General features: G+C 58.3%; 32 protein-coding genes. 3 read left to right on the forward strand and 29 right to left on the reverse strand.

The window, feature by feature from the left end:
* Positions 1 to 14: 14 nt before the first annotated feature.
* Positions 15 to 707: an HAD family hydrolase gene (locus GOX21_RS20725; protein ID WP_170374633.1), complete on the reverse strand. Its 693-nt coding sequence runs from the start codon at positions 705 to 707 to the stop codon at positions 15 to 17.
* Positions 708 to 731: 24 nt separating this feature from the next.
* Positions 732 to 1,016, reverse strand: coding sequence for a DUF3572 domain-containing protein (locus GOX21_RS20730; protein ID WP_170374631.1), 285 nt, complete (start codon positions 1,014 to 1,016; stop codon positions 732 to 734).
* Positions 1,017 to 1,103: 87 nt separating this feature from the next.
* On the opposite strand from GOX21_RS20730, the gene GOX21_RS20735 reads away from it, so the two are divergent.
* Complete coding sequence (locus GOX21_RS20735; RefSeq protein WP_170374629.1) at positions 1,104 to 2,504, forward strand: diguanylate cyclase; 1,401 nt, start codon at positions 1,104 to 1,106, stop codon at positions 2,502 to 2,504.
* Between the two features lie 5 nt (positions 2,505 to 2,509).
* Here the strand turns inward: GOX21_RS20735 and GOX21_RS20740 are convergent, their stop codons facing one another.
* The 4 genes from GOX21_RS20740 to GOX21_RS20755 are packed head-to-tail and all read right to left on the reverse strand — an operon-like array spanning position 2,510 to position 4,408.
* Positions 2,510 to 2,983 carry a periplasmic heavy metal sensor gene (locus GOX21_RS20740; protein WP_170374627.1) on the reverse strand — a complete coding sequence of 158 codons (474 nt, stop codon included), beginning with the start codon at positions 2,981 to 2,983 and terminating at the stop codon, positions 2,510 to 2,512.
* Entirely contained in the window at positions 2,980 to 3,348 is a 369-nt protein-coding gene (locus GOX21_RS20745; RefSeq protein ID WP_254428647.1) for a hypothetical protein, read from the reverse strand. The genes GOX21_RS20740 and GOX21_RS20745 overlap by 4 nt, the downstream gene beginning before the upstream one ends.
* Positions 3,323 to 3,934 (reverse strand): RNA polymerase sigma factor, encoded by a 612-nt coding sequence (locus GOX21_RS20750; protein WP_170374625.1) that lies wholly within the window; start codon positions 3,932 to 3,934, stop codon positions 3,323 to 3,325. Before GOX21_RS20750 ends, GOX21_RS20745 begins: the two co-directional genes overlap by 26 nt.
* A 6-nt stretch (positions 3,935 to 3,940) precedes the next feature.
* On the reverse strand, positions 3,941 to 4,408 hold the full coding sequence (locus GOX21_RS20755) for an EF-hand domain-containing protein (protein ID WP_170374623.1): 468 nt from the start codon (positions 4,406 to 4,408) through the stop codon (positions 3,941 to 3,943).
* Between the two features lie 199 nt (positions 4,409 to 4,607).
* Between GOX21_RS20755 and GOX21_RS20760 the strand changes: the two genes are divergently transcribed.
* Both GOX21_RS20760 and GOX21_RS20765 read left to right on the forward strand, forming a co-directional pair.
* Positions 4,608 to 5,006: a DUF983 domain-containing protein gene (locus tag GOX21_RS20760; protein WP_170360144.1), complete on the forward strand. Its 399-nt coding sequence runs from the start codon at positions 4,608 to 4,610 to the stop codon at positions 5,004 to 5,006.
* A gap of 25 nt (positions 5,007 to 5,031) precedes the next feature.
* Positions 5,032 to 5,733 carry an NUDIX hydrolase gene (locus GOX21_RS20765; protein WP_170360146.1) on the forward strand — a complete coding sequence of 234 codons (702 nt, stop codon included), beginning with the start codon at positions 5,032 to 5,034 and terminating at the stop codon, positions 5,731 to 5,733.
* 3 nt (positions 5,734 to 5,736) lie between these two features.
* Here GOX21_RS20765 and GOX21_RS20770 read toward each other — a convergent pair whose 3' ends face one another.
* The 23 genes from GOX21_RS20770 to GOX21_RS20875 all read right to left on the reverse strand — a co-directional run bounded on the left by GOX21_RS20770 (position 5,737) and on the right by GOX21_RS20875 (position 25,737).
* Entirely contained in the window at positions 5,737 to 7,404 is a 1,668-nt protein-coding gene (locus GOX21_RS20770; RefSeq protein WP_170348172.1) for a ribonuclease J, read from the reverse strand.
* Positions 7,401 to 8,180 carry a type III pantothenate kinase gene (locus tag GOX21_RS20775; protein ID WP_170360150.1) on the reverse strand — a complete coding sequence of 260 codons (780 nt, stop codon included), beginning with the start codon at positions 8,178 to 8,180 and terminating at the stop codon, positions 7,401 to 7,403. Before GOX21_RS20775 ends, GOX21_RS20770 begins: the two co-directional genes overlap by 4 nt.
* An 11-nt stretch (positions 8,181 to 8,191) precedes the next feature.
* Entirely contained in the window at positions 8,192 to 8,941 is a 750-nt protein-coding gene (locus GOX21_RS20780) for a biotin--[acetyl-CoA-carboxylase] ligase (RefSeq protein WP_170374621.1), read from the reverse strand.
* 54 nt (positions 8,942 to 8,995) lie between these two features.
* Positions 8,996 to 10,438 (reverse strand): NADH-quinone oxidoreductase subunit NuoN, encoded by a 1,443-nt coding sequence (nuoN, locus tag GOX21_RS20785; protein WP_170348167.1) that lies wholly within the window; start codon positions 10,436 to 10,438, stop codon positions 8,996 to 8,998.
* Between the two features lie 15 nt (positions 10,439 to 10,453).
* Positions 10,454 to 11,998: an NADH-quinone oxidoreductase subunit M gene (locus tag GOX21_RS20790; protein ID WP_170348165.1), complete on the reverse strand. Its 1,545-nt coding sequence runs from the start codon at positions 11,996 to 11,998 to the stop codon at positions 10,454 to 10,456.
* Entirely contained in the window at positions 11,998 to 14,145 is a 2,148-nt protein-coding gene (gene nuoL, locus GOX21_RS20795) for an NADH-quinone oxidoreductase subunit L (protein WP_170374619.1), read from the reverse strand. The genes GOX21_RS20790 and nuoL overlap by 1 nt, the downstream gene beginning before the upstream one ends.
* A 6-nt stretch (positions 14,146 to 14,151) precedes the next feature.
* Positions 14,152 to 14,457 (reverse strand): NADH-quinone oxidoreductase subunit NuoK, encoded by a 306-nt coding sequence (gene nuoK, locus GOX21_RS20800; protein WP_005984024.1) that lies wholly within the window; start codon positions 14,455 to 14,457, stop codon positions 14,152 to 14,154.
* A gap of 4 nt (positions 14,458 to 14,461) precedes the next feature.
* Positions 14,462 to 15,064, reverse strand: a complete 603-nt coding sequence (locus GOX21_RS20805; RefSeq protein ID WP_170348161.1) for an NADH-quinone oxidoreductase subunit J — start codon at positions 15,062 to 15,064, stop codon at positions 14,462 to 14,464.
* Complete coding sequence (locus GOX21_RS20810) at positions 15,061 to 15,471, reverse strand: carboxymuconolactone decarboxylase family protein (protein WP_170374617.1); 411 nt, start codon at positions 15,469 to 15,471, stop codon at positions 15,061 to 15,063. Before GOX21_RS20810 ends, GOX21_RS20805 begins: the two co-directional genes overlap by 4 nt.
* Entirely contained in the window at positions 15,468 to 15,962 is a 495-nt protein-coding gene (gene nuoI, locus GOX21_RS20815) for an NADH-quinone oxidoreductase subunit NuoI (protein ID WP_170374615.1), read from the reverse strand. The genes GOX21_RS20810 and nuoI overlap by 4 nt, the downstream gene beginning before the upstream one ends.
* A 2-nt stretch (positions 15,963 to 15,964) precedes the next feature.
* Positions 15,965 to 17,002 (reverse strand): NADH-quinone oxidoreductase subunit NuoH, encoded by a 1,038-nt coding sequence (gene nuoH, locus GOX21_RS20820; protein WP_170348155.1) that lies wholly within the window; start codon positions 17,000 to 17,002, stop codon positions 15,965 to 15,967.
* A gap of 195 nt (positions 17,003 to 17,197) precedes the next feature.
* Positions 17,198 to 19,219: an NADH-quinone oxidoreductase subunit NuoG gene (gene nuoG, locus GOX21_RS20825; protein ID WP_170374613.1), complete on the reverse strand. Its 2,022-nt coding sequence runs from the start codon at positions 19,217 to 19,219 to the stop codon at positions 17,198 to 17,200.
* 3 nt (positions 19,220 to 19,222) lie between these two features.
* The gene (locus GOX21_RS20830) at positions 19,223 to 19,627 is read right to left on the reverse strand and encodes a DUF5333 domain-containing protein (RefSeq protein ID WP_254428648.1); all 405 of its coding nucleotides are present in this window, start codon (positions 19,625 to 19,627) and stop codon (positions 19,223 to 19,225) included.
* A gap of 98 nt (positions 19,628 to 19,725) precedes the next feature.
* Entirely contained in the window at positions 19,726 to 20,121 is a 396-nt protein-coding gene (locus tag GOX21_RS20835; RefSeq protein WP_226688669.1) for a hypothetical protein, read from the reverse strand.
* Complete coding sequence (locus GOX21_RS20840; RefSeq protein WP_170348149.1) at positions 20,121 to 20,537, reverse strand: MAPEG family protein; 417 nt, start codon at positions 20,535 to 20,537, stop codon at positions 20,121 to 20,123. The genes GOX21_RS20835 and GOX21_RS20840 overlap by 1 nt, the downstream gene beginning before the upstream one ends.
* A gap of 5 nt (positions 20,538 to 20,542) precedes the next feature.
* Entirely contained in the window at positions 20,543 to 20,941 is a 399-nt protein-coding gene (locus GOX21_RS20845) for a hypothetical protein (protein ID WP_170374609.1), read from the reverse strand.
* 5 nt (positions 20,942 to 20,946) lie between these two features.
* On the reverse strand, positions 20,947 to 22,245 hold the full coding sequence (nuoF, locus tag GOX21_RS20850) for an NADH-quinone oxidoreductase subunit NuoF (RefSeq protein ID WP_170348145.1): 1,299 nt from the start codon (positions 22,243 to 22,245) through the stop codon (positions 20,947 to 20,949).
* 12 nt (positions 22,246 to 22,257) lie between these two features.
* Positions 22,258 to 22,479: a DUF5337 domain-containing protein gene (locus GOX21_RS20855; protein ID WP_170349358.1), complete on the reverse strand. Its 222-nt coding sequence runs from the start codon at positions 22,477 to 22,479 to the stop codon at positions 22,258 to 22,260.
* A 32-nt stretch (positions 22,480 to 22,511) separates the two neighbouring features.
* A complete protein-coding gene (gene nuoE / locus GOX21_RS20860; RefSeq protein WP_170374607.1) occupies positions 22,512 to 23,609 on the reverse strand; it encodes an NADH-quinone oxidoreductase subunit NuoE in 1,098 nt (365 codons plus the stop codon).
* Positions 23,609 to 24,832: an NADH-quinone oxidoreductase subunit D gene (locus GOX21_RS20865; protein ID WP_170374605.1), complete on the reverse strand. Its 1,224-nt coding sequence runs from the start codon at positions 24,830 to 24,832 to the stop codon at positions 23,609 to 23,611. The genes nuoE and GOX21_RS20865 overlap by 1 nt, the downstream gene beginning before the upstream one ends.
* A complete protein-coding gene (locus GOX21_RS21695; protein WP_264187107.1) occupies positions 24,832 to 24,957 on the reverse strand; it encodes a hypothetical protein in 126 nt (41 codons plus the stop codon). The genes GOX21_RS20865 and GOX21_RS21695 overlap by 1 nt, the downstream gene beginning before the upstream one ends.
* 1 nt (position 24,958) lies before the next feature.
* On the reverse strand, positions 24,959 to 25,132 hold the full coding sequence (locus tag GOX21_RS20870; protein WP_058274391.1) for a hypothetical protein: 174 nt from the start codon (positions 25,130 to 25,132) through the stop codon (positions 24,959 to 24,961).
* The gene (locus GOX21_RS20875) at positions 25,132 to 25,737 is read right to left on the reverse strand and encodes an NADH-quinone oxidoreductase subunit C (protein WP_170348140.1); all 606 of its coding nucleotides are present in this window, start codon (positions 25,735 to 25,737) and stop codon (positions 25,132 to 25,134) included. The genes GOX21_RS20870 and GOX21_RS20875 overlap by 1 nt, the downstream gene beginning before the upstream one ends.
* Between the last annotated feature and the right edge of the window lie 3 nt (positions 25,738 to 25,740).

Consider the following 25,740-nt stretch of genomic DNA (forward strand, 5'->3'; position numbering starts at 1 on the left):
TGGCTGGAGCGTGATCAGTTTTTCGCCAGCCAGTCGGGAATGTGCCCGATATCCGGCAACACGACATCCGCCATGGGCGCCAGTGCTTCGGCCGGGGCCATGCCCGTGAGAACGGCAATTGTCGTCATCCCGGCAGCGCGACCAGCTTGCAGGTCGTGCAGACTGTCGCCCACCATGGCCACCTGTTCAGGTGCCACGCCTACATGGGTCGCAAAGGCAAGCAACTGCCCGGGCCCTGGTTTGTACCCGTGGCCGCTGTCATAGCCCGCGACAAAGTCAAAATGATCGCGAATCCCGACCGAGGATAGATGCTGTTTCGCTGGCATCTCACCGTCATTTGTTGCCACGCCCAGCTTTAGCCCAGCCTGTTTCAAACCTTCCAGAAAGGGGGCCAATGGCACGGCCTGCGCCTGCGGAGCCGACGCCGATTCGGTGTTCAGAACATCGACCAGATCTTCCTGCGTCATGTCGGGAAGATGCGGAACCAAGGCTTCGGCTATTTCATCAACCGTACCGGCGATGACGATGCTGTCCTCGGAATAGGTGGCCTTTTCCAGGTCAAAGCCGATAACACGCCCCAATTCTGAAGCGCGTGCAGGGTCTCCGTCGGCCAGGCGCAACACGACATTGCGCCCGAAAGCCCCCCAGGTGTTGGCAAAGTCAAACAAGGTGCCGTCCTTGTCGAACAGGATCGCGTCGATAGGCATTGCATGCTCCTGCAAAGTTGTGGGTCAGGTCCAGTGGACGTCAGCGCCACCGGACAAAATCGCGCGGGCCTGTCCAGGCAGGTCATAGGGCACGGAATTCGCGTCACAGAAGGCGATTACCCACGAGTCGTCAAGCACAAGAAAATCCAGCACCGACCCCAGAAACTCGGGCTCGCCTGCTCTTTCGCGCAGGTCCTGTGTCGATGCACCGGTTGAGCCAAGGAAAATTGGCAGCAATTCTTCATTGCCCACCAGCCAACTCAGAACATTGAGCGCCAGTGTTTCGGCAGATTGGGCGTTGATTGACATAAAGTAGCCCCGGATCAGGTCTTGGAAAGGGTTTGTTAACCAGACTCATAAACACTTTAGCAACGCATGCAATCAATGGTGACTGATATGTCCGTGCAGGGAACCATCCTTGTCCTCGACGGGGCCTCAACCAATCGCATCATGCTGAAGGTTCAGCTAACTGCGGCTTGGTATCACGTTGTTCAGGGTGAACGGCTTCAGGGTCTGCCCGGGCTTTTACGGCGTGCCAGGCCCGACCTGGTACTGACCTCGCAAACCTTGCCGGACGGCACTGCCGCTGACGTAAAGAAGCTTGTCATGACAGACCCGGATTTGACCGATGTGCCGGTGGTTGCGATCGCACAGCAAAACGACAAGGCCGCGCGGCTGAAGGCGCTGGCTGACGGCTTGGACGATGTTCTGGCCCACCCGTTCAAGGATACGTTCCTGCTTGCGCGGGTTCGCAGCCTGTTGCGCGCGCGCGCCGATACCCAAGAATTGCAGGTTGGAACCAGTTCGCACCCCATCGGATTTGCCGAACCCAGCGCTGCGCTGATCATGCCTGCGAAAACCGGTCGAGTCGCTATTCTGACACAATCGTCATGCACCAGCGCTTTGTGGAAAAAGGCTCTATTCAAGCAGACACCGCACAATCTATCCGCTCATACAACATCCAACCTTCGGGGTATTCTGTCGGGACCTGTCCCTGATGCCATCGTGTTCGAGGTCAGTGCAAACCCGTCGGACCTCAAACTGCTGGCCGATCTGAAATCGCGAAGCACTACGCGGCATACGGTTCTGATCGGTGTTCTTGAGGAAGAGAATACCGAATTGGCATCCGAAGCGCTTGATCGGGGTGCCGACGCGATTTGCATGGGTAGTTTCTGCCCCGAAGAAACGCTGTTGCGCCTGGAAAACCAGATTGTGCGAAAGGCCCGGCTGGACCAGATGCGCGCGTCGCTCAGGCGCGGGTTGGAGGATTCCTGGGTCGATCCGTTAACCGGCCTGCACAATCGCCGATATGCGATGCACGCGATGGATCAGATCATGCACAAGGCTGCGCGGACCGAACAAGGTTTTGCGGTGATGCTGGCTGACCTGGATCACTTCAAGTGTATCAACGACTCCTTCGGCCACACTGGCGGGGATCTGGTGCTGGCCGAGGCAGCGGCCCGGATGAAACAAACGATTGGCTCGGCCGGGTTCATCGCACGAATCGGTGGCGAAGAGTTCATGGTTGGCCTCGCCGAAGCAACGCAGGCCAAAGCACTGAAACTAGCAAGAAGCTTGTGTGATTGCATCCGTGACAAACCTTTTGAGCTGCCAGACGCCCCTGCCCCAATACCGGTCACGATCAGTATTGGACTAATCGCAGCCCAACCAAACGGATTGTCGAAATCACTTCAACCACTCCGGTTGGAGGGGCTGATCAAATCGGCCGACACCGCGCTTTATGCTGCCAAGTCGGCTGGGCGCAACCAGGTTCGGGTCCGGCAGAGCGCAGCCTGAACCGATCAATCCTTCTGCTTGCGCCCATGCGCCTTGCGCTCGACCACTTCCTGCAGCCGGTCCGCGTAAGACTGACGTTCCGCGTCAGACATCCCGGTGATGCGGTCCAGCCATTTATCCTGCAATGCGCTTTGCAATTCGGCCATGGCTTGCGCCTGTTGCTGCAACAGCGCCTGCACCGCCTCGGGATCGAACGGTTCCGCGCGCAAGGCTGCCACAAGCGCGGCAAAGTCCTGCGACCGCATCTTCGCCCCCTTGATATGCCGCTCAGACAACTCACCGCGCAACGCTTTCCGTTCCTCTTTGGGCAGCGCCCGGTACAATGTTGGGGCAAATCCGGGCGGACCCTTGCCGTGATGCCCGCCTTTGACCCTGTAAACAGTGCCCAAAGCGACCCCGACAACCAAAAGGTTCAGCGCCAGCGATACGGTCAAAAGAACCGTCACCCACCGTCTTTTGGGTTTGACATTATCGCTCATTCGGCGTCCTCCAGAAAAGTTGTGTCCAGGCCAAGGTCAGCGACCACAAAGCTGGTGTCCTGCGGAAAAATAATCGTTGCCGGGTCAGGTAAAAAGTCAGGCGCGGCAAATCCGATCCAAACCCCTGCGGCACTGGCCGCGACCAAACCACCCATGCTCTGCCAGCCTCCGATCCCGTCCAGCAGCCGCGCCCAGACAGAACGCGGTGGATCTGCAGGTTTCATCCGGTCAAGACGCACCGTTTCGGCGTCCGTCAGAATGCGAACTGCCAGATCATCGGGCAGTTCCGGCCGGGCTTGCCGTGCCTGAGCAAACAACTGGTCCAATTTCATGTCATCTTCAGCCATCTTCGTACCCCAGTTCATCTTGCCGTCCTGCCAGTATTGCCGCCAAGGCGCGCTTTCCGCGCGCAGTCAGGCTTTCTACCGCTTCAGTCGAAATGCCCATGATCCTGGCGATTTCAGGGTTGGGCAGTTCTTCGATATGCCGCAAAATAACCGCTTGCCGTTGGCGGTCTGGCAATTGCGACAACGCTGATTGCAGCGCATCCTTACGCGCCGCTTCTTGTAGCCGCTCGGTAGCGCTCAGGTCTTCATCCTCGGGCTCGGGCACATCGTCCAGACAGTCCGGCCTTTTCTTGCGCTGTAAATCCACACACAGGTTCAGCGTGACCCGATACAGCCAGGTGGACACCTTGGCCTGCCCCGGTACCCATTTTGGGGCCATCTGCCACAGCCGCATCATGGCGTCCTGCGTTACGTCTTCGGCCTCGGCGCGGTTGCCCAGCATTCGCATCGCGACTGAAAAACAACGCGGCCCCAACCGGTCAGTCAACTGACGGGCAGCCGCCGCGTCGCCGCCCGCGAACTGCCGCAGCAATGCATCATCTGTCGTATCCGCGGCACATTCTGCGCCGCGGACATCCTGTAATGGAGAGGTCAGATCCTCCATCCTTCATCAGCTGTCGTCAGAGTCCGCCTTGCCGTGTTTCTTGTGCTTGCGACCCATCCGCTCTTTCGCATCGGCGTATTCCTGTTCCGAGATCGTTCCGCTGTTATCCGCGTCGATACGGTCAAACATCTTGCCAGCGCGGCGCGGTTTGGGCAACTCGTCTTCACTCAGAAAGCCGTCCTGATTGGCGTCGTGTTTTTCGAACATCTTGGTCACGCGGTCATTGGCGCGTTTTTGGCCAGCGGCCTGCATTTCTTCGACGCTCAGTTTGCCGTCGCCGTCAGTGTCAGCGTTCGAGAATCGCTGCGTGCGGTGGGCCTCCAATTCTTCCTGCGTCAGTTGACCGTCACCATTGGCATCCAGTTCTTGAAAGCTTGCAGGTTCACGATCCTTTGGTCCGGCCGCCAATACGGACGTACCTGTGATTGCAATAGCCGAGATAAGGATGGCCGGAATGAATTTGGCGCTTTTCATGTCGTTTTCCCTTTGTTTGGCGGCCCCATCGCCGCTGCTCACATTAGTTCAAACGCAGGGCGGGATGCTTTCCGTCGCAAAAATCCAAAAAACTTTGCAGGCCTTTACCAACACCCCACGCCACAAAGCGACGCACCCCTCTTTTTTTCAGGGCAAAACAAGCGCATTATCCGGCTCAAACGAACGCGCGAGTTTTACAATGACAGATCAAACGATCGACACCACGACTGAGAATGACCGCCCCACTTGGCCTGCTTTGGTCAAAGGCTTCCGCTGCCGCTGCCCCAAATGCGGCGAGGGCAAGGTTCTGAAAGGCTATCTGAAGGTCAAGGACAGCTGCGACTCTTGTGGGCAAGAGCTGTTTCACCATCGGGCAGATGACGGTCCGGCGTACCTGACCATTCTGCTGGTCGGACACCTGATGGCACCGGCCCTTCACGTGTCTTATGTAGAGTTTCGCCCGGAACCGATGACCATGTTCCTGATCTTTGCCATCGGTTGTACGGCCCTGTCCTTGTTCCTGCTGCCTCGGCTGAAGGGGGCGGTTGTCGCGTACCAATGGGCACGTCGCATGCACGGATTCGAAAAAGCGCAATGACCTCGCTCATCGGCTCGCACAGAACATGACAGTCGACAAATCAGCGATACGGGACGCGGCAACGGTCATCGTTCTGCGAGATCGTATGATCGAGCCGTCCATCCTGATGGGGCAACGCGGTGCAAAGGCCGTATTCATGCCCAATAAGTTCGTGTTTCCCGGCGGTGCCGTCGATGCAGAGGACAGCTCGGTCCCTTTGGCCACGCCCCTGCCCGCGTTGTGCAGCGACAGGCTAGACGAAAAGTCCGAACCGGGATTGCAAAACGCACTGGCCGCAGCCGCAATTCGTGAATTGTGGGAAGAAACAGGGCTGATCCTGGGGGATCCCGGCGGGTGGAGCGGCACAGTTCCGGACGATTGGCAGGGCTTTGCCGACTTGGGTTACCGCCCATCGGCCAGCGCGCTGCAATTTGTGTTCCGTGCTGTGACCCCTCCGGGGCGCCCACGCCGTTTCGACGCACGGTTCTTTCTGGTCGATGCCAACGCCGTTCAGGGGGATCTGGATGATTTCAGCCGCGCGTCGGATGAGCTGTCCCATTTGCAATGGGTCCCGCTGGACCGCGCGCGCGAACTGGACCTGCCCTTCATTACCGAGGTCGTTCTTGCGGAAATAGCGGCCCGGGCTACAAATCCCGAACCACCCGCCACCGTGCCGCTATACCTGCATACCGAAGAACAAAGCCTGTTCTTGCAGCTCAAGGGTTATCCCATGCCCGACGCGGACTAGGCGTCACCTCATCCGGCTGATAACCGTCGTCACCTCGGGCTTTTTACCGATTTCTGACTTGGCGGTCTGGCGCACGATGCGGCGCAAAGCTTCCTCCAGCTTGTCATCGTCGCGCAACGTCTTGGCATCGGCCCGCATCAGGAATTGGTTCAGGTCCTCTTCCAACACTTCAATCAGCGCCGCCCGCGACGTCCCGATTTCAGGCAAACCCATCGTGTCGCACCACGGCTCACCCAGCGGCTCATCCTCTTCGTCCAGAATGACCGTCACGGTCACGTGCCCGTTCAAAGCCATGCGAATACGGTCACGCACGATCCCGTCCAGAGCCCCGACCTTGACGGTGCCGTCCAGATAGGTGCGGCCGGTTTCAATATAATCCACCACCTGCGGCGCATTGCCTGTCAGGTCAACCATCGTTCCGTTGACGGCCAGAATGCCCGTACGCCCACCGGCCTCGGCCAGTTTAGTGTGTTCACGCAAATGCCGATGCTCGCCGTGCATCGGGATCACCATCTGCGGGTCGATCAGGGCGTGAACTCTTTCAAGATCCGGTCGGTTGGCATGGCCGGACACGTGGTACAGACCTGAACTGTCATCCACCACATCCACACCCTTTTCGCTGAGCTGGTTCATGATGAAAATCACGCCGCGCTCATTTCCGGGGATGGTTTTGGATGAGAACAGGAACAGATCACCCTCTTTCAGCTCCAGCCCGCGGTATTTGCCCCGCGCCAGTTGGGCACTGGCGGCGCGGCGTTCGCCCTGGCTGCCGGTCACGATCAGCATCAGGTTCTGGCGCGGCATGTCCACGGCCTCTTCGGCACTGACAACCTTGGGAAAATCCGTGAGGATTCCAGTTTCAGTCGCGGCTTCAATCATCCGTCGCATGGCACGACCCAGCAACACAACCGAACGCCCGGCGCGCTGGCCCGCTTCGGCCAGTGTTTTCACCCGTGCAACGTTCGATGCAAAGGTGGTCGCAACCACCATACCTTCGGCGCTTTCAACCAGTTTGGTGATCTCGGGGCCAACCTCGGATTCCGAACGACCCGCATGGCCAGAAAAAACATTGGTGCTGTCACAGACCAGCGCCTTAACACCGGATTTCGCGACCTCGGCCCACAGATCGGGATCAAAGGGCTCACCCACCACGGGGTTTTCATCCAGCTTGAAGTCACCAGTATGCACAATCCGCCCCTTGGGCGTGTCGATCACCAGCGCAGCACTTTCGGGGATCGAATGCGACACAGGCAGGAAGCCAATCGTGAAGGGACCGACCGAGACCTGCTCGGGCCAGGCCGATACCGTGCGGACCGCGTCCTCGGGGTGGCCATGTTCCTCCATCTTGCGACGGGCAATGTTGGCGGTGAAGGCGCGTGCATAAACAGGTGCGCCCAGTGCCTCATAGCAATGGGCCACGGCGCCGACGTGGTCTTCGTGCGCGTGGGTGACGAATACGGCCTCAAGCCGGTCCGCCCTTTCGCGCAGCCACGAGATATCGGCATGGATCAAATCAACGCCCGGCGTCGTGTCCATATCCGGAAAGGTCACGCCAAGATCCACCAGGATCAGACGCTCTTTCCCAGGCTTTCCATAGCCATAGACATACGCATTCATGCCAATTTCGCCGGCACCACCCAGCGGCAAATAGATCAGTCGTTCACTGCTCATGTCGAGCCATTATCCTTGTTATAGCGATGGATCACGGTCAGCCCGTGCATCGTCAGATCTTCTTCGATCGCGTCAAACCCGACATCCGCCTGATCGAACAAAGGCGCAAGCCCACCGGTGCCGACCACTTTCATCGGCATCCCGTATTCTGCCTTGATCCGGGCAATCAGCCCCTCGATCAAACCGGAATAGCCCCAATACACGCCGGACTGGATGCAGCCAACAGTATTCGTACCAATCACCTTTTCCGGGCGGGTAATGTCGATATGCGGCAATGCGGCCGCGCCTTGGTGCAGTGCCTCAAGGCTGAGGTTCACACCCGGTGCAATGATGCCGCCAACATAGGCCCCGTCGTGGGCCACTACATCGAAATTCGTGGCCGTCCCGAAATCGACCACAACAACATCGCCGCCATGGCGGTCAAACGCGCCCACGGCATTGGCCAACCGGTCCGGGCCGGGGATTGTTCCTTCGTCAATGCGCGGTGCCACGGGCAACAGGCATTCAGGCTTGCCCACAACCAGCGGCCGACACCCAAAGAAGCGATCAGCAAAAATACGCAGGTTAAAGACCACACGCGGCACGGTCGAGGCGATCACCACGTCAGTGATCTCCGCTTCGATCCCGTAGTGTTTCACCAGCGTCGAATACCAAGTGAAATAGGCATCCGCCGTACGCGAATGATGGGTCGAGGTGCGCAGGGTACACAGGAACTTTTCGCCGTCCCAGATCGAGAAAACGGTATTGGTGTTGCCGCAGTCGATAGCCAGAAGCATCTGAGCCCCCTTTAGAAATACACGTCCGCCGCAGGAATGCTGACACGGCCTTTTGCGGTCTTTAGGACAAGGTTGCCGCCCGAGTCCACGGTTTCAAAGGTTCCAACCGTTTCAGATGTCGAGGTTCGCGCGGTGATCACTTCACCCAAGCGAGCGGCACGAGACAGCCAGGCAGTGCGGATCGGTTCGAACCCGTAGGTCACGAACTGAGTTTCATATTGTGCATAAGCCGCGGCCAATTCGGTCAGAAAATCCTCGGGCAGCACTGCGGCACCGGTTTCCGATAACAGAGAGACTGGCCGCACCGCGCTTTGTTCCACCGCATAGGCTGGGGGCGCCTCGGAAAGATTTACACCGATGCCAATCGACAGATACGACACGCCCCCGCCCTTTCCGGTGCTTTCCAGCAAGATGCCCGCCAGCTTGCCCCCGTTCAGCAGCACGTCGTTGGGCCACTTCAATGACAGCCCGTCGGCGCGACCGGTGACCGCGACACAGGCGTCGAACAGCGCCAAGGCCGCCACAAAGCTGCGCAAGGCCGCTTGTTCCGGATTACCCTGCGGTCGCATTAACAAGGTCGCCGCCAGGTTGCCCCTGGGGTTGGCCCACGCCCTACCCCGTCGTCCCCGCGCCGCCGTCTGGTGATGCGCCATGATCCACACAGGGCCCGGCGCCGTAGGGGCAAGTCGGGCAGCCTCATTCAATGTACTGTCGACTTCCTGCACGATGTGCAGTCCGTATCCTTGCGGCCAATCAGTCATGTCAAAAAGGCCCGGCCTTTTGACCGAGCCCCCTGTAATTGGATGTTAAACACGTCAGTTGACAAGCGTCGCTGCCGCAGCCGCAGCCGCGCCTTCGATGCCGAACTGATAGAAAACGCCCACCAGCATCAACGCCGCCGACCCCATCAGCGCGACCCACAGAACCGGGGTCGAGTGGGTTTCGATCGGATCCTCGTTCTCGGCCCCGAAATACATATAGAACACGATCCGCAGGTAATAGAACGCACCGATCACAGAGGCGATGGCCGACACGATCACCAACCCGGTCAGACCCGCGCTGATACCAGCCTGCCAGACGCCGAACTTGGCGAAAAAGCCCAACATTGGCGGAACGCCAGCAAGGCTGAACATTAGGATCAGAACAGCCAAGGCCTTACCCGGATCGCGTTTGGAAAACTGGCGCAGCGCATCGATATCAGTGACGGGTTTGCCATCGCGCTCCATCATCAGGATGAAGGCAAAGGTGCCGATATTCATGGTCACGTAAATTGCCAGATACATCAGCATCGCTTTGATGCCCATTTCCGTACCCGCTGCCAGACCGATCAGCGCATAACCCATATGGGCAATCGACGAAAACGCCATCAGCCGCTTGATATTGCGCTGACCAATCGCGGCAACCGCACCCAGCAGCATCGACAGAACCGAAAGCAGCACGATCACCTGCTGCCAGTCTTTCACTACGCCACCAAAGGCGTCATGCATCAGGCGGGCAAACAGCGCCATCGCCGCCACTTTTGGTGCAGTGGCAAAGAAGGCGGTGATCGGCGTGGGCGATCCTTCGTACACGTCCGGCGTCCACATATGGAAGGGCACAGCCGAAACCTTGAAGGCAAGGCCCGAGATCAGGAAGATCAGGCCGAACAGAAGACCAACCGAGATGTCGTCATGGTGGACCGTTTGGATGATGCCCGAAAACAGCGTCGTGCCCGTAAAGCCATAAACAAGCGATGCACCATACAGCAGCAGCCCCGAACTGAGCGCACCCAGTACGAAGTACTTCAGACCGGCCTCAGTTGATTTGGCGCTGTCACGACGCAACGCAGCCACGACATACAGCGACAGAGATTGCAGTTCCAGCCCCATATACAAGGACATCAGATCGCCTGCGCTGACCATCATCATCATACCGACAGCAGCCAGCGCCACCAGCAACGGGTATTCGAACCGCAACAGATCGCGGCGGGTCATATATTCCTGGCTCATCACCAGAACAGCCGCAGCCGACAGCAGGATCGCGACCTTGGCAAACCGCGAGAACCCGTCATCGACGAACATCCCATTGAACGCCACGTTGGTGCCATCGCCATTGGTTGCAATCCAGAAGGACAGCAGCGCCATTAGCCCCGCCGTCGTCCACACCAGAATTGGCGCCAGCGCGTCTTTCGTCGTGTAAACTGCCCCGATAAGGGCGGCCATCGCATACACGGCCAGAACGATTTCCGGCAGGATTATTGTCAGATCAGCCTGGATCATGTCTCCAAAGCTCCCTTAATGCGAGGCGGCCGTCTGGGTCGCGGCCTCAGCCGCGGCCAGAGCCGAGTCATAGTTCGAAATCAGCGCGGCGGTCGAATTGCCGATCACATCGGTTACCAGCGACGGGTAAACGCCCAGCAGGATGGTCATCACGATCAGCGGTGCAAAGATCAGCCGCTCGCGCGAGCTCATGTCCGTCATTGCCTTGAGGCTTTCCTTGATCAGATCGCCAAACACGACCCGGCGATACAGCCACAGCGCATAGGCAGCCGAGAAGATCACGCCAGATGCAGCCACAGCCGTCACCCAGGTATTGACCTGGAACGCGCCCATCAGCGTCAGGAATTCACCGATGAACCCGGATGTACCCGGCAGGCCGACATTGGCCATGGTGAACAGCATGAAAACCAGCGCGTATGCGGGCATCCGGATCACCAGACCGCCATAAGCGTCGATGTCACGCGTGTGCATCCGGTCATAGATTACACCGACACACAGGAAGAGCGCGGCCGAGATAAACCCGTGGCTGAGCATCTGGAAGATCGCGCCGTCAATACCCTGCTGGTTCGCAGCAAAGATACCCATAGTCACAAAGCCCATATGAGCAACCGAGGAATAAGCGATCAGCTTTTTCATATCCTCCTGCACCAGCGCCACTAGCGAGGTGTAGACTACTGCGATGGCCGACATCCACAGCACCAGATCGGTCATCACCGCTGACCCGACCGGGAACATCGGCAGACTGAACCGCAGGAAGCCATAGCCGCCCATCTTCAGCAGGATCGCCGCCAGCACAACCGAGCCTGCAGTCGGCGCCTGAACGTGTGCGTCAGGTAGCCAGGTATGAACCGGCCACATCGGCATTTTCACCGCAAACGAGGCAAAGAAGGCCAGGAACATCAACGTCTGCATACCGCCGACGATATAAACGCCCAGCACGCTGAACCCTTCGGACGAGAAATGGTGGCTCATCAAGGCTTCGATATCGGTGGTGCCTGCATCGGAATACATCGCAACCATCGCCACCAGCATCAGCACCGAGCCCAGGAAAGTATAGAGGAAGAACTTGAAGCTTGCGTAAATCCGGTTCGCCCCACCCCAGATGCCGATGATCAGGAACATTGGGATCAGGCCGGCCTCGAAGAACAGATAGAACAGGACCAGATCCAGCGCCATGAATACGCCCAGCATCAGCGTTTCCAGCAGCAGGAAGGCGATCATGTATTCTTTGACGCGGTCGGTGACCTGCCAGCTGGCCAGAATGGTCAGCGGCATGATGAAAGTGGTCAGCAGTACGAACAAAACGCTGATACCGTCTACACCCATCTTGTATTTCAGACCCAGCAGCCACTCGGCCTCTTCCACCATCTGAAAGCCGGTATTGGACGGATCAAACCCTGTGTAGATACCGATCGAGACAAGGAAGGTCACCGTGGTCGCCACCAGTGCAACCCATTTCGCGTTGCGCTGCGCAGCCGCGTCCTCACCATGCAGGAACAGGGCCAGGATGCCTGCCGCCACTGCCGGAATAAAGGTGACGATCGAGAGGATATTATCCATTAGTGTGCGCCTCCGCCGATCGACATCCAGGTGACCAGGGCAGCGATACCCAGAACCATCCAGAAGGCATAAGTAAAGATGTAGCCCGTCTGTGCCTTGCCTGCGAGGCGGGTAAAGAAGGGAATTACGCCCATCGAAACCCCGTTCAGGAAGCCGTCGATAGTATTGCCGTCACCGCGTTTCCACAGGAACCGACCAAGCGCAACGGTGGGTTTGACAAAGATCGCATCGTAGATCTCGTCAAAGTACCACTTGTTCAGCAGGAACAGGTAAAGCGGTCGCTGATTCTGTGCCAGACGTCCCGGCAGGGACGGGTTCACGATATAGAACCAATAGGCCATGACAAAACCCAGCGCCATCGCGACAAAGGGTGAGACCTTGACCCATTTCGGGGCGGCATGCGCATCGTCCAGAATATGGTTGTCCGGCGCGATATAGATCGCGCCCTCGCCCGGCTCACCCGCAAAGACATAGTGGTGATCACCGCCATGTGCATCCTTCTCGCCGTGTCCATCATCGGCATGAGTATCTTCTGCGTGCCCCTCATCAGCGTGTGTATCATCCGCATGTGAACCCGCAGTGCCATGATCGCCCGCCTCGGCATGCTCCGACGCCTCGGCCACCGGAATGCCATAGAACTTGCCGACTTTGTCCGCATGACCAAAGAAGTTGCCATACCAGATCATCCCGGCAAAGACCGCACCCAAGGACAGCACGCCTAAAGGAATCAACATGGTCATCGGGCTTTCATGCGCATGCTCATGCGTATGCTGATCACCACGCGGCTCGCCATAGAAAGTCAGGAAGATCAGGCGCCAGCTGTAGAACGAAGTGAACGCAGCCGCGATCACAAGCAGCCAGAAGCCATAGGCCGACCCACCAGCATAGGCACTCTCGATGATGGCATCCTTGGACAGGAACCCGGCGAACCCGATGGTGGTCAGCGGAATACCAACGCCGGTAATAGCCAGTGTCCCGATCATCATCGCCCAGAAGGTATAAGGGATTTTCTTACGCAGACCGCCGTATTCGGTCATTTCCTGCTCGTGATGCATCGCGTTGATCACCGACCCTGCACCAAGGAACAGCAGCGCCTTGAAGAACGCGTGCGTGAACAGGTGGAACATCGCAGCCGAATACATGCCCACACCGGCGGCCACGAACATGTAGCCCAGCTGCGAACATGTCGAATAGGCGATGACGCGCTTGATGTCGGTCTGCACCAGACCCACAGTTGCGGCGAAAAACGCGGTCGAGGCGCCCAGTACGGTGATGAACCCGGTCGCACCCGGTGCGAACTCCATAAGCGGCGACATGCGGCACACCAGGAAGACACCTGCAGTCACCATGGTCGCAGCGTGGATCAGTGCCGACACCGGTGTCGGGCCTTCCATCGCATCCGGCAACCAGGTGTGCAGGATCAGCTGCGCCGATTTACCCATCGCACCGATGAACAGCAGCACACAAATCACTTCGATGGCGTTCCACTCACCCCACAGGAAGTGCAGTTGCGTTTCCGCTAGCTCAGGGGCCGACGCGAAAATGTCGGAAAAATTGATGCTGTCCGTCAGGAAGAACAGCGCGAAGATCCCCAACGCAAAGCCGAAGTCACCCACCCGGTTAACGATGAACGCTTTCATCGCCGCCGCGTTGGCCGATGGTTTGCGGTAGTAGAACCCAATCAGCAGGTAAGACGCGACACCCACGCCTTCCCAGCCAAAGAACATCTGAACCAGATTGTCCGCCGTCACCAGCATCAGCATGGCGAAGGTGAAGAAGGACAGGTAGGCAAAGAAGCGCGGCTTATAGCTCTCGCCCTCGCGCCATTGCGGATCGTGAGCCATGTAGCCGAACGAATAAAGATGCACGAGCGCCGATACGGTCGTCACCACAATCAGCATGATCGCGGTCAGACGGTCCAGACGCACGGCCCAGCTTGTCGACAGCGACCCGCTCTCGATCCAGCGCATGATCTCGACCTGTTGGGTCACCCCGTCAAACGTGAAGAACACGATCCACGACAGTAGACAGGCCAGGAACAGCAGGCCCGTGGCGGTCCACATCGCGGCCTTCTCGCCAATGAATCGCCAGCCGAACCCGCAAAGCAGCGCGCCCACCAGCGGGGCAAAGAGGATGGTGGTTTCCATGTTCTCTTACCCCTTCATCATATTGACGTCTTCAACCGCGATGGTGCCGCGGTTGCGGAAGAAGCAGACCAGAATGGCCAGACCAATCGCCGCCTCGGCCGCTGCAACGGTCAGCACGAACAGCGTAAACACCTGCCCGACCAGATCGCCGAGGAAACTGGAAAACGCCACAAGGTTGATATTCACCGCCAGCAGCATCAGTTCGATGCTCATCAGCAGGATGATGACGTTCTTGCGGTTCAGGAAGAGACCGAAGATGCCGATGACGAACAGCGTCGCCGCGACCGTAAGATAGTGTTCAAGTCCGATCATCGTCTCAAAGTCCCTGCCCCGGTTTCACGTCCTTCAACTCCATCGCCTTGGCCGGGTCGCGCATCATCTGGCCGATGATGTCCTGACGCTTGATGTCCTGACGGTGGCGCAGCGTCAGAACAATGGCGCCGATCATGGCCACCAGCAGGATCAGGCCCGCCAGCTGGAACAGAAGGAAGTATTGATCATAAAGGATGACGCCCAGCGCTTCGGTGTTATGGCGATCCACAGGCACCGGCTGAGCCAAATTGGCCGCCGCGCCCTGCGCGCTGTCCCATGCGCCAAAGGCCATGACAAACTGCATCAGGATGACCAGACCGATCAGCAGGGCCAGCGGCATATAGCGCGCCATCTCAGCCTTCAGTTCGGCAAAGTCCACGTCCAGCATCATCACCACGAACAGGAACAGCACCGCGACCGCGCCGACATAGACGATGATCAGCAGCATTGCCACGAACTCGGCCCCCAGCAGCACGAACAACCCGGCCGAGGAGAGGAAGGAGAGGATCAGCCACAGCACCGAATGCACCGGCTGGCGGCTGATTACCGTGAACAGACCACCGGTGATGGCGCTGATGGCAAACAGATAGAAGGCAAAGACGGTCATTGATCCTCATCCTCGTTGTCGCCCATGACCTCTTGCGCCAGATCCAGCGCGCGGGTCATGGCCGGGATGCCGGCAAAGACCGACATCTGACCGATCGTTTCCACGATCTCTTGTTTCTTCGCGCCCGCTTTCAGCGCATGACGCACGGTCTGACGCACCGCTGAATCCGCCTGCGCGCCCTGACAAGTCAGCCCAGCCAGCGTCAGCAGCAAGCGGGTCTTGGCGTCCAATCCGTCCTTGTTGACGGTGTTGCCGAACATCATCTCCATGACCTCTTTGGGCATGGTCGGCCACAGCGCTTCGAACCCCTTGGGCGAGAAATTCTCGAGCCCCGGGTTCATCGCCTTGGCCATGTCCTGTGCCTGTTTGAGCATTTGCTCGAATGGGTTTGTGGGCTTGTCACTCATCTGTACGGCGCATCCATTTCCAGGTTGCGGGCAATCTCGGCTTCCCAGCGTTCGCCGTTATCCAGCAGTTTTTGCTTGTCGTAGAACAGCTCTTCCCGGGTTTCGGTGGCGAACTCGAAATTCGGGCCTTCGACGATTGCATCGACCGGGCAGGCCTCCTGACAGAAGCCGCAATAGATGCATTTGGTCATGTCGATGTCATAGCGCGTAGTTCGGCGGCTGCCGTCCTCGCGCGGCTCGGCGTCGATGGTGATGGCCTGCGCCGGGCAAACCGCCTCGCAGAGTTTGCAGGCGATGCAACGTTCCTCGCCATTCGGATAACGACGCAAGGCGTGCTCGCCCCGGAACCGCGGGGATAGAGGACCCTTCTCGTGCGGGTAGTTTATGGTGGCCTTGGGGGCGAAGAAATATTTCAACCCCAGCTTCATGCCGACCCAAAAGTCCTGCAGCAGGAAGTATTTGGCAGCGCGGTTATAGTCGATCTGCGTCATGATTAGCCTCCTACGCTCCAACGGGCGAATGCGCCCCAGAACCAGTCGAATTTCGCCGCAAAGGCCACGAACACCACCCAGGCCAGCGAGAACGGCAGGAACACTTTCCAGCCCAACCGCATCAGCTGGTCATAGCGGTAGCGGGGTGTGATCGCCTTGACCATTGCGAAGAGGAAGAAGAAGAACGCCATCTTCGCAACCATCCACAGGACACCGTCGGGCAGGCCCGGGATCGGCGACAGCCAGCCACCGAAGAACAGCAGCGATGTTAGCGCGCACATCAGGAAGATCGCAATGTATTCGCCTGCCATGAACAACAGGAAGGGTGTGGCCGAGTATTCCACCTGATAACCGGCGACCAGTTCGGATTCCGCCTCGGGCAGGTCAAACGGTGGTCGGTTGGTTTCCGCCAGCGCCGAGATGAAGAACAGGAAGACCATCGGGAAATGCGGCAGCCAGTACCAGCTGAATAGGCCCAGCCCTCCATCCTGCGCGCGTACGATGTCGCCGAAATTCATCGACCCTGTAGAAATGATCACACCAATGATGATCAGGCCGATGGAAACCTCGTAAGAAATCATCTGCGCAGCCGAGCGCAACGATCCTAGGAACGGGTACTTTGAGTTCGACGCCCAACCGCCCATAATCACGCCATAAACCTCCAACGAGGATACGGCGAAGACATACAGGATGGCGACGTTGATATCTGACAGAACCCAGCCATCGTTGAACGGGATTACCGCCCAGGCGATCATCGCCAAAACAAAGCTTGTCAGCGGTGCCAGAATGAAAACCGTGCGGTCGGCCCCGGCGGGGATGACCACCTCTTTCACCACATATTTCAGCGCATCTGCCACCGATTGCAGCAGGCCATAGACGCCCACCACATTGGGACCGCGGCGCATCTGTACCGCCGCCCAAATCTTGCGGTCGCCATAAACGAGGAACAACAGCGAGATCATCACAAAGGCAACAACGGCAAGCACTTGCGCCAGAATGATGATGGCTATTCCGCCTGGGGTGTTAAAGAAATCAGCCATTGGTCCTCACACCGTGGGTATTCCGTTTTCCGCGTAAATTGCGAAGGCCATTTGCCTGCGCAAACTGCGGCTGGGTCGGCGCGTTGGTGTAAACAGCATCCGCCGCACTTACGCCACCCTTATTCTTGCGTCTCACGCGCATTTTCACAGCCACCTTATTGCAGGCGCCTAAAAGCGATATGAAACAGGTCTGTTTCATTCCGCCGCGATCTTCCCGGCCTTGCGTGCCTGTGCCTGCGCCGACAGCTCAGCCATCAGTTGCGAGGCGCGGGCGATTGGATTGGTCAGGTAAAAGTCCTTGATCGCATTGCGGAAAGTGGCTGTACCTAGGGGGCCAGCCTCCATCAATTGCACTTCGTTTTCGATCACCTCGTCGATGCGCGTAAGATGCGGCACTGCTTCGATCAGCGCACTGCGCAATTGCGCCAGCGAGTCGTAAGGCAGCGTCGCGCCCAATTCGGCCGACAAGGCCCGCAGGATCGCCCAGTTTTCCTTGGCCTCACCCGGTGCAAAGCCTGCGCGCATGGCCAGCTGAGGGCGGCCTTCGGTGTTCACGAACAGGCCGTTTTCCTCAGTATAGGCGGCGCCCGGCAGGATCACATCGGCGCGGTGTGCGCCCCGGTCGCCATGGCTGCCCTGATAGATGACGAACGCGCCCTCACCGATCTCGACCTCGTCCGCGCCAAGGTTATAGATTACGTCCGCCGCGCTGATCGCGCCCATACCACCTTCGTTTGTCGCATCCACGTCCATCGCGCCCACGCGCGAGGCTGCTGTATGCAGAACGATCAGACCGCTTTCTGTATTTGCAGCAATGGCTTGCGCAGTGGCCAGAACAGCGGCACCGTCAGCCTCTTGCAGCGCCCCCTGCCCCACAACAACCAGAGAGGCCTTGCCTTTGATCACATCATCGCCGCCCATATCGACGACTTTTTGCAGTGCTGCGCGGTCATCACCCATGTGGTGATACTTATAGGTCAGATCGACAGCCGGACCGACCAGAGCAACCTCGGCCCCGTGCGCCCATGCCTTGCGAATACGCGCGTTCAAAACCGGAGCTTCCTCACGCGGGTTGGTGCCGATCAACAGAATACGCTCGGCTCTGTCGATATCCTCGATCGCAGCAGTCCCGGCATAAGCCCCACGGTTGCCCGCAGGCAGTCGGGCACCGTCGGTGCGACACTCGACGACACCGCCCAGGCTTTCGATCATCTGTTTGAGCGCAAAGGCCGCTTCGACTGGCGCCAGATCACCCACGATACCCGCCGGTTTCTCGGCACCTTTCAGCGCCTGGGACGCTTTGGTCAGCGCCTCGGGCCACGAGGCCGGGCGCAGCTTGCCGTTTTCGCGAATATATGGGCGGTCCAAACGCTGACGCCGCAGACCGTCCCACACAAAGCGGGTTTTGTCGCTGATCCACTCCTCGTTCACGCCGTCATGGTTGCGCGGCAGGAAGCGCATGACCTCACGCCCCTTGGTATCCACCCGGACGTTCGAGCCCAAGGCATCCATCACGTCGATGCTCTCGGTCTTGGTCAATTCCCACGGACGAGCCGTAAAGGCATAAGGTTTCGAGGTCAGCGCCCCCACCGGACACAGGTCGATGATGTTGCCCTGCAGGTTCGAATCCAGCGTCTGGTTCAGATATGAGGTGATCTCGGCATCTTCTCCGCGCCCCGTCTGACCCATCTGAGTGATCCCGGCAACCTCGGTCGTGAACCGCACACAACGGGTGCAGCTGATGCAGCGCGTCATCGCTGTGCCAACCAGCGGTCCCAGATCCAGATCGTCCACCGCGCGCTTGGCTTCCTTGAAGCGGCTGCCCGACAGACCATAGGCCATCGCCTGATCCTGCAAGTCGCACTCGCCGCCCTGATCACAGATCGGGCAATCCAGCGGGTGGTTGATGAGCAGAAACTCCATCACCCCTTCGCGGGCCTTTTTGACCATGGGTGAGTTCGTTTTGACCTCCGGCGCTTGCCCTTCGGGGCCGGGGCGCAAATCGCGCACCTGCATCGCGCAGGACGCTGCAGGTTTGGGCGGGCCGCCCACAACCTCAACCAGGCACATCCGGCAGTTCCCTGCGATCGACAAACGTTCGTGATAACAGAAGCGCGGCACCTCGACCCCGGCTTGCTCACAAGCCTGGATCAGGGTCATCGCACCATCGACTTCGATTTCCTGCCCGTCGATATTGATCTTACGGAGGTCAGACATCGTCTAGTTCGCCCTCAAATACACGCCAATGGCGCTGTTTCTTTCAATCTCTGCCCGCCCCAGCGTGCAGAAGGAATTGGGGTTTTCGTAGGTGACACCGTGTTGGGCCAGATACGCCTCGCCCTTGGCGCGCATCCGGTCCTTTTCGGCATCCGAATCCACATACGCCCGGATTTCATTGTCCGAGTATCCCAGTTTGTTCGCTTGCGACTTCAATCCCCACAGCACACCGATCGCTTTCAGACGCCGCCCGCTGATCGAGGGGCAATACTCTGAAATCTCATTTGCAATGGCGATGTAATAGAGTTCGTTGTCGATCTCTTTGACTTCGCGCAAGGGCGGTTTCGCTTCAACGATGGTGGGCAAAGCCAGCACAGACAGCAGCGTCAGCATTTTCACACTGGACATGACAATTCCTTTCGTCTTGGGAAACCCAAGACGACCGGCAGTCGGGGTGCTATGCAATAACATCCCCCGTGTCATCGAGTGATATGCGATCACGCGCGTCATGGTCGCTGGCAAGCTCCTGCAAAGGTCAACTTGTCGTCGCTGACACGCAAGTTCTGGGGTTCAGTATCCGGGCCGACCTTCCACGCGATGCTGGAAGAACCGAAGTTCTTGATGCAGAATTTCGTCCCCTCGTACCGTCCCGCTTCGCGCGCGCCGTCCAACGAGGCAGAAACTCCATTCACAACCACGGTGAATTCGGTCGGCATCTTCTTTTTATCGACGGGCTTTGCTTTGGCCCGAAAGTACTTACCGTCAAAAAGGACACGATCACTGGACGACGTGATGCCGCCGCACGCCGAAACAAGTGACAACGTAAGGACGCCGGCCAACATGGACACGCGACCGGCAACACTTTTACGTCCTAGCATCTGATATTTTCCCCAAGTCTTCATCAAAACGCCGCCACTATTGCCATAATCCCCATCACGACCATGCAAGCCCAGGCGATGACATACAGAACCGAGCGCAAACCAGCAGACGGTTTGCCGATACCGCGAATATGCACCACCAGCATTATCAGACGCGCCAGCAACGCGACCGAAGCCAGCAGGTTAACCCAAAATGGGCTGGCCCCCATAAGAATGGCCGCGACAATGACCGTCAGATAGGCGGGCAGCGTCTCGGTCCCATTCAGGTAGGCGCGATTCAGGCGATAGGCCTTGTCAGCATAGTCTTGTTCGGGTGTGGCCCCCGGCGCCAACCCTTTGCTTTGTTTCGCCAAAGCCGTGAATGGCGACATGAACAGAAGCACGAGCGTGAAGATCACTATCGAAGTAACTGCGTGGGAGTAGTCGGTTAGAAATTCCATCTAGGTCACTCCTTTACCAGAAATCGCCCGATAGCATCTTCGGTTCCTGCCACGCCTCGTCCAAACGCACAAAGAGATTTTTTGTTTGAAAATTCTACATTTCTGTCGTCGAGAACCTTCCTTACTTGCCCCTTAAGCCAATCGGATCTCCCATAAAATAAGAACTTGCGCATTTTTTGCCGACGCAATCCCTGAACCGCAGTCAGTTCTGTCGCAGTCAGCACGTAACTCTGGTAATCAGAACCGCCAACAGTGGCCAGACCGCTGCATCTGTCTTTTATGAAATGAGCCGCAAGAACTTCACCGACAGCCTGATCGTATGCCGCACGTTTCGCAGCTGCGGCTGGGGCTGCTACAGCCCCGATAAGCAAGAGTGCGACACAAGTTGTTCGAAAGCTCCGCATCTCGATCACTCCGCCGCCATCGCACCCATCCGACCCGTTTTCTGGGCCTTGATGCGATCTTCAATCTCTTCGCGGAAGTTACGGATCAGGCCCTGGATCGGCCAGGCAGCCGCATCGCCGAGGGCGCAGATCGTGTGACCTTCAACCTGTTTGGTCACATCGAACAACATGTCAATCTCTTCCAGCTCGGCCTCGCCGCGCACCAGACGGTCCATCACGCGCATCATCCAGCCGGTGCCTTCACGGCAGGGCGTACACTGACCGCAACTTTCATGTTTGTAGAATTTCGACAGCCGCCAGATCGCCTTGATAATGTCCGTGGACTTGTCCATCACGATCACCGCCGCCGTTCCCAGGCCCGAGCCCAGATCGTTGCGCAGATGATCAAAATCCATGATCGCATCGCGCATGTTCTCACCGCGCACACAGGGTACCGAAGAACCACCCGGAATAACCGCCAGAAGATTGTCCCAACCGCCGCGAATGCCGCCGCAATGGGTTTCGATCAGCTCCTCAAAGGGAATAGACATTGCCTCTTCGACCACGCAGGGGTTGTTCACGTGACCCGAAATGGCAAACAGCTTGGTTCCCGCGTTGTTCTGTCGACCGAATCCCGCAAACCAGTCCGCACCACGGCGCAGGATGGTCGGCACAACCGCGATGGATTCTACGTTGTTCACCGTGGTCGGGCAGCCATACAACCCCGCGCCCGCCGGGAACGGAGGCTTCATCCGCGGCATACCTTTCTTGCCCTCAAGGCTTTCGATCAGGGCGGTCTCTTCTCCGCAGATATAGGCACCGGCGCCGTGATGCAGGAACAGATCGAAATCCCAACCCGAACCGGCGGCGTTCTTGCCTAGCAGACCCGCGTCATACGCTTCGTCAATCGCGGCCTGCAGCGCCTCGCGCTCGCGGATGTATTCGCCGCGCAGGTAGATATAGCAGGTGTGTGCGTTCATCGCGAAAGACGCGATCAGGCAGCCTTCGATCAACGTGTGCGGATCATGGCGCATGATCTCGCGGTCTTTGCAGGTGCCGGGCTCGGATTCATCCGCATTCACCACCAGATAGGCCGGACGACCATCACTTTCCTTGGGCATGAACGACCATTTCAGACCGGTTGGGAAACCCGCGCCACCGCGCCCACGAAGGCCCGAGTCCTTCATCGTCTGAATGATCCAGTCGCGCCCATTGCCAATCAGGCCAGCTGTGCCGTCCCAATGCCCGCGGGCCTGCGCACCTTTCAGCGTGCGCTCGTGCATCCCGTAGATGTTGGTAAAGATCCGGTCCTGATCCTTCAGCATCGCGTGTTACCTTCAGCTATCCTGACGCATGCGCCAGAGTTGAAATATGTTGACGCCCGCATAGACGAACGCCGCCAGAGCGGCGAGATCAAACAACAACGCATGGCGCGTCGTCAGTTCCAGTGCGGGGCCAATGAACAGGTTCATGGCAAGCCAAATGGTCATCGTCACTGCAATGACGATACCTATGTGACGACCCTTGCGGGCTATGGCCTGTTCTTTGTCCTTGTCCATCTCATCCTTCATGCCCCGGATGGGCATGCGTCCTAGTCTTCGTAAGTGCCGTCTTCCTTGGCACGTTTGGCGAACTCGGTTTCCTCGCCCGCCGCCAGCTTACCGGCCTGTTCGATCCAGCCGTCCCGCTCGATCCGACCTTTGAACTTCAGCCGCGCATCAACCCAAGCCACCTGTTCCGATGTCCAGGCCGCAATCTGGTCGTAATGGTAAAAGCCCAACTCGTTCAGCGTTTCTTCCAACTTGGGTCCGACACCTTTGAGCATCTTCAGGTCATCAGCTTTTCCATCGCGCGGCGTGGTCAGGGTTTCCGGCTGGTCTTCTTTCGCCTTCGCCTCTTCGGCCTGTTTCACCGCAGACTTGCCCGGTGTCGGCGCTTTCGGAGGTTTTGGTGCCGCCTTGGTCGCTGCAGCCTTACCGTCCTTACCCAGCCAAGGGGTTAGGATGGGCACTTCGGTCCCATCAATCCGCTTGACTGTATCGCCCAGATCATTCGCCAGTTCGACACTGGCGTTAAACTGGGTTCGACCACTGTCATATTCCGTCAGACTGGTCAGTCCTTTAAGAGGTTCTGCCGCATAACGCCCATTCTGCGGGCCCGGTGTCGGAACTTTGCCCGCAACCAAATCGTCGAGGATTTTGCCAAAGCTCTCGGTGGTCAGGTCCTCATAATAATCCTTACCAATCTGCGCCATCGGCGCGTTGGTACAGGACCCGAGGCATTCCACCTCTTCCCAGCTCAGCTTGCCATCGGCAGATAGTTCATGCGGCCTGGCAGCGATCTTGTCCTTGCAGACAGCAATCAAATCCTCGGCCCCGCAGATCATGCAGGACGTCGTGCCGCAGACCTGAATATGTGCCACCGAGCCAACCGGCTGCAACTGGAACATGAAGTAGAAAGACGCGACCTCAAGCACGCGGATGTAGGCCATGCCCAGCATGTCGGCGACGGATTCAATCGCCGGACGACTCAGCCAGCCTTCCTGCTCCTGCGCGCGCCACAGCAGCGGGATAACCGCGCTGGCCTGGCGCCCCTCAGGGTATTTTGTGATCTGCGCTTCGGCCCATTGCTGGTTGGCAGCGGAGAAGGCAAAGCTTTCGGGTTGTTCGGGGTGGAGGCGGCGGAGCATTAGCGGTCAATCTCTCCAAATACGACGTCCATGGTGCCGATGATGGCGGCAACATCGGCCAATTGGTGGCCTCCGGCGACGTGGTCCATGGCTTGCAGGTGTAGGAAACCCGGTGCGCGCAGTTTGGCGCGGTAAGGTTTGTTGGTGCCGTCGGCGACCAGATAGACGCCGAACTCACCCTTTGGGGCCTCAACGGCGGCGTAGACCTCACCGGCGGGAACGTGGAAACCTTCGGTGTACAGTTTGAAATGGTGGATCAAGCTTTCCATCGAGGTCTTCATGTCTGAGCGTTTCGGCGGGGTGATCTTGCCGCGCGCCAGAACATCGCCGGGGCACTCACGGATTTTGGCGATGGCCTGCTGGATGATCGACAGCGACTGGCGCATCTCTTCCATGCGCACCAGATAGCGGTCATAGCAGTCGCCGTTCTTGCCGACGGGGATCTGGAATTCGAACTCGTCATAGCATTCATAAGGCTGCGCGCGACGCAAATCCCATGCCAGACCAGACCCACGCACCATCACGCCCGAAAAGCCGTATTTCTGGATGTCATCCTCGGTTACGACGCCAATATCGGCATTACGCTGTTTGAAGATACGGTTTTCGGTCAGCAGACCGTCGATGTCGTCCAGAACGGCGGGGAATTCGTGGCTCCACGCCTCGATATCGTCCAGCAGTTCCGGCGGCAGGTCCTGATGGACACCACCAGGGCGGAAATAGGCGGCGTGCAGGCGGGCACCGCAGGCGCGCTCATAGAACACCATCAGCTTTTCGCGCTCTTCAAAGCCCCAGAGCGGCGGCGTCAGCGCGCCCACATCCATCGCCTGCGTGGTCACATTCAGCAGATGGTTCAGGATGCGCCCGATCTCGGAATAGAGAACACGGATAAGCGAGCCGCGACGCGGCACTTCAACCCCTGTCAGCTTTTCGATGGCCAAACACCAGGCGTGCTCCTGGTTCATCGGTGCCACGTAATCCAGACGGTCGAAATACGGCAGGTTCTGCAGATACGTCCGGCTTTCCATCAGCTTTTCGGTGCCACGGTGCAGCAGACCGATATGCGGGTCACAGCGCTCGACAATCTCACCGTCCAGCTCAAGCACCAGACGCAAAACCCCATGCGCCGCAGGGTGTTGCGGACCGAAGTTAATGTTGAAGTTGCGGATCTTCTGTTCTCCGCTCAGCGCGTCCGTGCTGCCGTCATCGTATCTTGAGCCGTCCATCAACGCCCCCGTTTTTTCTTTTTCGCTTCGGCCCGAACCCGAACCTTTTCAGCTTCGGCCGCTTTGGCAGCGGCACCTGCCAGCAGCACCCCCAGCGCACCCAGAATGATAAGTTCACCCATCATCTCAGCGGCGCTCCAACTCTTGCAGTTTCAGCCCAACCCACCACAGCAACGCAATTGTGCCAAATGGAACCAGACAAAGAAGGCACCAGAACTTGTTGATCCCGAAAAACGGCAAAATCTTCACCATCGGAATGATGGTCAGTGCAGAAAGGATCAGCCACCAGATGCCACCCATTATTCAGTCTCCTGTTTTTCATCCCCCGGAAGAATGTAGTTCGCGCCTTCCCACGGGGACATGAAATCAAACTGACGGTATTCCTGCACCAACGACACCGGCTCATAGACAACGCGCTTTTGCGCTTCGTCATAGCGCACCTCGGTATAGCCGGTGGTCGGGAAATCCTTGCGCAGTGGGTGGCCGCGGAACCCATAGTCGGTCAGGATGCGGCGCAGGTCCGGGTGGCCCGAGAACAGGATGCCGAACATGTCGAACACCTCACGCTCGAACCAGTTCGCCGAGGGGTGAACGTCAACGATCGAGGGCACCATGTCTTCTTCTCGAATTGAAACCCGCAGGCGGATGCGCTGGTTCTGGTACATCGACAGGAAGTGATACACCACATCGAACCGCTTGGCCCGTTCGGGGTAATCCACGCCAGTGATGTCAACCAGCGACGAAAACTGGCAATTCCGGTCGGATTTCAGGAACTCAACGAATTCCACAAGGTTCGACGGCGCCACATCCACGTTCAGCTCGCCATGGGTCACATCCCAGGACAGAACGCAATCGGCCCGTTTCAGTTCAAGCTGCGCGCCGAGTTCTTTGAGTGCTTCGCTCATCAG

It is taken from the genome of Ruegeria atlantica (assembly GCF_013032005.1).
GTDB classification, from domain to species: domain Bacteria; phylum Pseudomonadota; class Alphaproteobacteria; order Rhodobacterales; family Rhodobacteraceae; genus Ruegeria; species Ruegeria atlantica_A.

Coding starts and splice junctions, on each gene's coding strand:
- GOX21_RS20725 (WP_170374633.1), bottom strand. CDS start 707: ATGCCTATCGACGCGATCCTGTTCGACAAGGACGGCACCTTGTTTGAC.
- GOX21_RS20730 (WP_170374631.1), bottom strand. CDS start 1,016: ATGTCAATCAACGCCCAATCTGCCGAAACACTGGCGCTCAATGTTCTG.
- GOX21_RS20735 (WP_170374629.1), top strand. CDS start 1,104: ATGTCCGTGCAGGGAACCATCCTTGTCCTCGACGGGGCCTCAACCAAT.
- GOX21_RS20740 (WP_170374627.1), bottom strand. CDS start 2,983: ATGAGCGATAATGTCAAACCCAAAAGACGGTGGGTGACGGTTCTTTTG.
- GOX21_RS20745 (WP_254428647.1), bottom strand. CDS start 3,348: ATGAACTGGGGTACGAAGATGGCTGAAGATGACATGAAATTGGACCAG.
- GOX21_RS20750 (WP_170374625.1), bottom strand. CDS start 3,934: ATGGAGGATCTGACCTCTCCATTACAGGATGTCCGCGGCGCAGAATGT.
- GOX21_RS20755 (WP_170374623.1), bottom strand. CDS start 4,408: ATGAAAAGCGCCAAATTCATTCCGGCCATCCTTATCTCGGCTATTGCA.
- GOX21_RS20760 (WP_170360144.1), top strand. CDS start 4,608: ATGACAGATCAAACGATCGACACCACGACTGAGAATGACCGCCCCACT.
- GOX21_RS20765 (WP_170360146.1), top strand. CDS start 5,032: ATGACAGTCGACAAATCAGCGATACGGGACGCGGCAACGGTCATCGTT.
- GOX21_RS20770 (WP_170348172.1), bottom strand. CDS start 7,404: ATGAGCAGTGAACGACTGATCTATTTGCCGCTGGGTGGTGCCGGCGAA.
- GOX21_RS20775 (WP_170360150.1), bottom strand. CDS start 8,180: ATGCTTCTGGCTATCGACTGCGGCAACACCAATACCGTTTTCTCGATC.
- GOX21_RS20780 (WP_170374621.1), bottom strand. CDS start 8,941: ATGACTGATTGGCCGCAAGGATACGGACTGCACATCGTGCAGGAAGTC.
- nuoN (WP_170348167.1), bottom strand. CDS start 10,438: ATGATCCAGGCTGATCTGACAATAATCCTGCCGGAAATCGTTCTGGCC.
- GOX21_RS20790 (WP_170348165.1), bottom strand. CDS start 11,998: ATGGATAATATCCTCTCGATCGTCACCTTTATTCCGGCAGTGGCGGCA.
- nuoL (WP_170374619.1), bottom strand. CDS start 14,145: ATGGAAACCACCATCCTCTTTGCCCCGCTGGTGGGCGCGCTGCTTTGC.
- nuoK (WP_005984024.1), bottom strand. CDS start 14,457: ATGATCGGACTTGAACACTATCTTACGGTCGCGGCGACGCTGTTCGTC.
- GOX21_RS20805 (WP_170348161.1), bottom strand. CDS start 15,064: ATGACCGTCTTTGCCTTCTATCTGTTTGCCATCAGCGCCATCACCGGT.
- GOX21_RS20810 (WP_170374617.1), bottom strand. CDS start 15,471: ATGAGTGACAAGCCCACAAACCCATTCGAGCAAATGCTCAAACAGGCA.
- nuoI (WP_170374615.1), bottom strand. CDS start 15,962: ATGACGCAGATCGACTATAACCGCGCTGCCAAATACTTCCTGCTGCAG.
- nuoH (WP_170348155.1), bottom strand. CDS start 17,002: ATGGCTGATTTCTTTAACACCCCAGGCGGAATAGCCATCATCATTCTG.
- nuoG (WP_170374613.1), bottom strand. CDS start 19,219: ATGTCTGACCTCCGTAAGATCAATATCGACGGGCAGGAAATCGAAGTC.
- GOX21_RS20830 (WP_254428648.1), bottom strand. CDS start 19,627: ATGTCCAGTGTGAAAATGCTGACGCTGCTGTCTGTGCTGGCTTTGCCC.
- GOX21_RS20835 (WP_226688669.1), bottom strand. CDS start 20,121: ATGAAGACTTGGGGAAAATATCAGATGCTAGGACGTAAAAGTGTTGCC.
- GOX21_RS20840 (WP_170348149.1), bottom strand. CDS start 20,537: ATGGAATTTCTAACCGACTACTCCCACGCAGTTACTTCGATAGTGATC.
- GOX21_RS20845 (WP_170374609.1), bottom strand. CDS start 20,941: ATGCGGAGCTTTCGAACAACTTGTGTCGCACTCTTGCTTATCGGGGCT.
- nuoF (WP_170348145.1), bottom strand. CDS start 22,245: ATGCTGAAGGATCAGGACCGGATCTTTACCAACATCTACGGGATGCAC.
- GOX21_RS20855 (WP_170349358.1), bottom strand. CDS start 22,479: ATGGACAAGGACAAAGAACAGGCCATAGCCCGCAAGGGTCGTCACATA.
- nuoE (WP_170374607.1), bottom strand. CDS start 23,609: ATGCTCCGCCGCCTCCACCCCGAACAACCCGAAAGCTTTGCCTTCTCC.
- GOX21_RS20865 (WP_170374605.1), bottom strand. CDS start 24,832: ATGGACGGCTCAAGATACGATGACGGCAGCACGGACGCGCTGAGCGGA.
- GOX21_RS21695 (WP_264187107.1), bottom strand. CDS start 24,957: ATGATGGGTGAACTTATCATTCTGGGTGCGCTGGGGGTGCTGCTGGCA.
- GOX21_RS20870 (WP_058274391.1), bottom strand. CDS start 25,132: ATGGGTGGCATCTGGTGGCTGATCCTTTCTGCACTGACCATCATTCCG.
- GOX21_RS20875 (WP_170348140.1), bottom strand. CDS start 25,737: ATGAGCGAAGCACTCAAAGAACTCGGCGCGCAGCTTGAACTGAAACGG.